Here is a 4052-nt window from a genome sequence, read left to right on the forward strand (position 1 = left end):
TAAAAAGTAATTATAAATATCCAAAATATGACCATAATATATAAGGTAAAAAAATGATAATTGATTTTATATAGTTAAAAATATATAATAAACTTATAGAAAAGGAGGTTTTATTATGAAAAATAAAAAAATTAAATTATTATGTATCGTACTGATAATGGCAATGTCAATGAGTAGTTTAATAGGTTGTTCTACTTCTGAAGTTAGTAATAATAGCACAGATAATAAATCAGAAGATGGTTCTTCTATATCTATTGAAAGAAATGAACAAGGCTATCCAGATTTAAAAGGAGAAACTATAACTATATGGCATGCTATGACAGGTGCAAATTCTCAAGCAACTAGCGACCTTGGAGAATATAAAGTTATACAGGAGCTAGAAAAGAAATTTAATATTAATATTGAATTTGTTCATCCTAAAGCCAGCAGGCTTTTCTTTAAAAGGCTACCAATCTGTGCTACAATCAGAAAATATTTGGCTTGGGTTTAGAAATACAATATTTTATGTTGTAGTAGGTACAACATTAAGTATGTTAATTACTATTTGTGGAGCATACCCATTGTCTAGAAAAAATTTTTTCTTAAAAAAGCCAATTATGTTATTTATAGTTTTTACAATGTTTTTTAGTGGAGGTATGATACCTACATTTTTAGTAGTTCAAAAATTAGGTATTACAAATACTGTATGGGCAATGATAATACCAGGTATGCTAAGTGTTTATAATGTAATTGTATTAAAAACATCTTTTGAATCTATACCAGATAGTTTATATGAATCGGCAGAATTAGATGGGGCAAATCATTGGCAAATGCTCATAAAAATTACTTTACCATTATCAAAAGCAGCATTAGCTACTATTACTTTATTTTATGCAGTTGGTAAATGGGGAGAATGGTATAATGCACTTGTTTATCTTCAAAAAAGAAGAGATTTGTATCCATTACAAATGTTTTTACGTGAGCTTTTAGTAAGACAAGAAGACTTAGATTCGTTATTATCTAGTAGTGTAGGAGCATCAGCAGACGCTTATTTATTAAAAGAAGTAATAAAATATGCAACTATTATTGTAACGACTATACCTGTTTTATGTATATATCCATTTTTACAAAAATACTTTGTAAAAGGTGTTTTAATAGGCTCAGTAAAAGAATAATAGTATGAAAAATTATTGTTAGTAATATAATAAACAAAATTTTTTTAATTTATAGTGATAGTATATAAAATATCAACATTTATTATAGGAAAGGAACTAATAAATATGAAAGATAAAATTAATTTGGCTATGATAGGTTTAGGTGCAAGGGGTATAGGCCTTTTACAATTAGTATATTTACAACACGAAGATGTGGAAATACCAGTAGTTTGTGATGTATATGAAGATAGATGTCAAGAAGCAGCAGATTTAATAGAAAAAACAGGTAGAAAAAGACCAATAACAACAACTAACTATAAAGATATATTAAATGATAAAGACATAGATGCAGTTATATTATGCACATCTTGGGATAAACATATAAATATATGTATAGAATTTATGGAAGTTGGCAAATATGTAGGTTGCGAAGTTGGTGGAGCACATTCTATACAAGAATGTTGGAAACTTGTAGAAGCATATGAAAGAACAAAAACGCCAGTAATGTTATTAGAAAACTGTATTTATGGTAGAGATGAAATGATGATAGAAAATATGTCAACACAAGGTATTTTAGGAAAGATTGTACATTGTGAAGGTGGTTATCGTCACGATTTAAGAGAAGAAATTGCATATGGAAAAGAAAAAAGACATTACCGTTTGCTTAATTATATACATAGAAATGGAGAAAACTATCCAACTCACGAGCTAGGGCCTATTGCAAAAATTTTAAAAATTAATAGGGGTAATCGTATGATAAGCCTTACATCAATTGCATCAAAATCTTGGGGTATGAAAGAATATATAAAAGAACATAAAGCAGATGATATAGAGCTTGTAAATACAGATTTTGCTCAAGGAGATATAGTAAATACAATTATAACTTGTGCTAATGGAGAAACTATTACCTTAACACTTGATACGACTTTACCAAGATATTATTCTAGAGGATTTTATGTACAAGGAACAAAAGGAATGTACTGTGAAGATAATAAATCTCTTTTTATAGAGGGAGAAGAACACGAAAAAGACCATTTTAACTGGCAAAAGCATTGGGGAAATGTAGAACAGTACCGTGAAAAATACGACCACCCTGTATGGAAAAAATATTTATCAGAAGGAATAAAACAAGGACACGATGGTATGGACTGGTTAGTATTTTGTGATTTTGTAGACTGTGTAAAAAATAAAACAGAAGTACCAATAGACGTTTATGATATGGCAGCTTGGATGTGTATTACAGCCTTGTCAGAGCAATCTATTGCTATGGGTGGGCAACCTGTTGCTATACCAGATTTTACAAATGGTGCTTGGATAAGTAGAAAATAGTGAAAAAATGAAAAAAATAAATGTACAAGAATATGGAATTATTGAAGGTAAAAAAGAGAAAGAAAATACACTATATTTAAGAAAAATATTAGAAGAATTTGGTAACAAATCTAACGTAGAAATATTTTTCCCTAGAAGTGATTATCATTTTTACCCTGAATATGCGTATGAAGAACTTATGTATATTTCAAACCATGATGATGATACAATAAAGCGTGTAGTTTTTAATCTAAAAGAAATGGAGAATATAGTTATTAAGGGAGAAAATAGTAACTTTATTTTCCATACAGAAGAAATGCCATTTTATCTTTATAAATGTAATAATATAAAAATAGAGGGTATTACAATTGATTATGAAAGAAGCACCTTTTCTGAAGGTATTGCAGAATATGTAGATTCTCACACAGTTAGAATGTTTATTGAGATAGCAAGGATATTTTAATTGAAAATGTGTATATATATCATTCTGTTTGTATGGGATTTATTGCAGAGCTTTGTGAAAATATAGAGCTTAATAGATTTAATGTAACATTTAATCCTAACCAAAAAAGAGTTTGCACAGCAAATGCAGATGGAGTACAGATGATTTATTGTAAAGGGAATATACATATCCATAATATTTTATTTGAAAATCAATTTGATGACCCTATAAATATACACGGAACGTATATAAAAGTGCATAAAATTATTAATGGAAATGAAATAATTGGACAATTAGTTCATCATCAACATAAAGGTGTTTTGGTAGGAAAAGAAGGAGATAGTATAAGGTTAGTAGACTCTGATACTATGGTTTCTAAAGGAGTTTTTACATTAGAAAAATTAAAAAGATTAAACAAAGGTTTTATTTATTTAAAATTTGATAAAGACCTTTTAGATGTAAAAGAAGGCTTTACTTTAGAAAATATTTCTTATATACCAGAAGTTTTAATTGAAAATTGTATATTTAGAAATAATAGAGCAAGGGGACTTTTGCTAACATCTAATGGAAAAATTAGAGTTAAAAACAATTTATTTCAAATCCCTGGTGCAGCAATTTTTATATCTGGAGATTGTAAAGATTGGTTTGAATCTGGTAGTACAGAGGATATAGTTATTGAAAATAATATTTTTGATAATTGTAGTTATATTAAAAGTTGGGGGAAAGCACCAATACAAATAGAGCCTAGTGCAAAAGAAATATTATTAAATGAATATTACCATAAGTCTATAATTATAAGTGAAAATGAATTTAATTGTTTTGATGATAGATTAATTTTTGCATATAATGTAGAAAAATTAGTATTTAAAGATAATATTATAAAAATGACAAATAAATATAAAGAACAGTCAGAAAAAAGATATACTCTTTCTCATATAGGGAAATTTGAAGAAATAAATAATAAATTTTAAATAAAAAAGCTAATATAAAATTTAATATATTAGCTTTTTTACTATTTGTAAATGTAATATTGTGGCACAAAAACATATAAATTTATATATAAAAATACTAGAAATTTATTGAAAACTTATATATAATATATTTAGACTAAAATTTACGAGGTGAAATATTTGAAGAAAGTAATTTGTTTAATTTTAACTATTTTTTTA

5 protein-coding genes are annotated in these 4052 nt (G+C 26.9%); all 5 read left to right on the forward strand.

From position 1 onward, the window contains the following. Positions 1–115: 115 nt before the first annotated feature. The 5 genes from R5Z65_RS09640 to R5Z65_RS09660 all read left to right on the forward strand — a co-directional run bounded on the left by R5Z65_RS09640 (position 116) and on the right by R5Z65_RS09660 (position 3854). Complete coding sequence (locus R5Z65_RS09640; RefSeq protein ID WP_317368783.1) at positions 116–490, forward strand: hypothetical protein; 375 nt, start codon at positions 116–118, stop codon at positions 488–490. After that, positions 456–1154 carry a carbohydrate ABC transporter permease gene (locus tag R5Z65_RS09645; RefSeq protein WP_317368784.1) on the forward strand — a complete coding sequence of 233 codons (699 nt, stop codon included), beginning with the start codon at positions 456–458 and terminating at the stop codon, positions 1152–1154. Before R5Z65_RS09640 ends, R5Z65_RS09645 begins: the two co-directional genes overlap by 35 nt. A gap of 105 nt (positions 1155–1259) precedes the next feature. After that, complete coding sequence (locus tag R5Z65_RS09650) at positions 1260–2462, forward strand: Gfo/Idh/MocA family oxidoreductase (RefSeq protein WP_317368787.1); 1203 nt, start codon at positions 1260–1262, stop codon at positions 2460–2462. A 7-nt stretch (positions 2463–2469) separates the two neighbouring features. Beyond that, the gene (locus R5Z65_RS09655; protein WP_317368788.1) at positions 2470–2904 is read left to right on the forward strand and encodes a hypothetical protein; all 435 of its coding nucleotides are present in this window, start codon (positions 2470–2472) and stop codon (positions 2902–2904) included. An 8-nt stretch (positions 2905–2912) separates the two neighbouring features. Further along, entirely contained in the window at positions 2913–3854 is a 942-nt protein-coding gene (locus tag R5Z65_RS09660; protein ID WP_317368790.1) for a hypothetical protein, read from the forward strand. The last annotated feature ends 198 nt before the right edge of the window (positions 3855–4052 follow it).

This window comes from uncultured Tyzzerella sp. (genome assembly GCF_963558545.1).
Lineage (GTDB): Bacteria > Bacillota > Clostridia > Lachnospirales > CAG-274 > Tyzzerella.

Coding starts and splice junctions, on each gene's coding strand:
- R5Z65_RS09655 (WP_317368788.1), top strand. CDS start 2,470: ATGAAAAAAATAAATGTACAAGAATATGGAATTATTGAAGGTAAAAAA.
- R5Z65_RS09650 (WP_317368787.1), top strand. CDS start 1,260: ATGAAAGATAAAATTAATTTGGCTATGATAGGTTTAGGTGCAAGGGGT.
- R5Z65_RS09640 (WP_317368783.1), top strand. CDS start 116: ATGAAAAATAAAAAAATTAAATTATTATGTATCGTACTGATAATGGCA.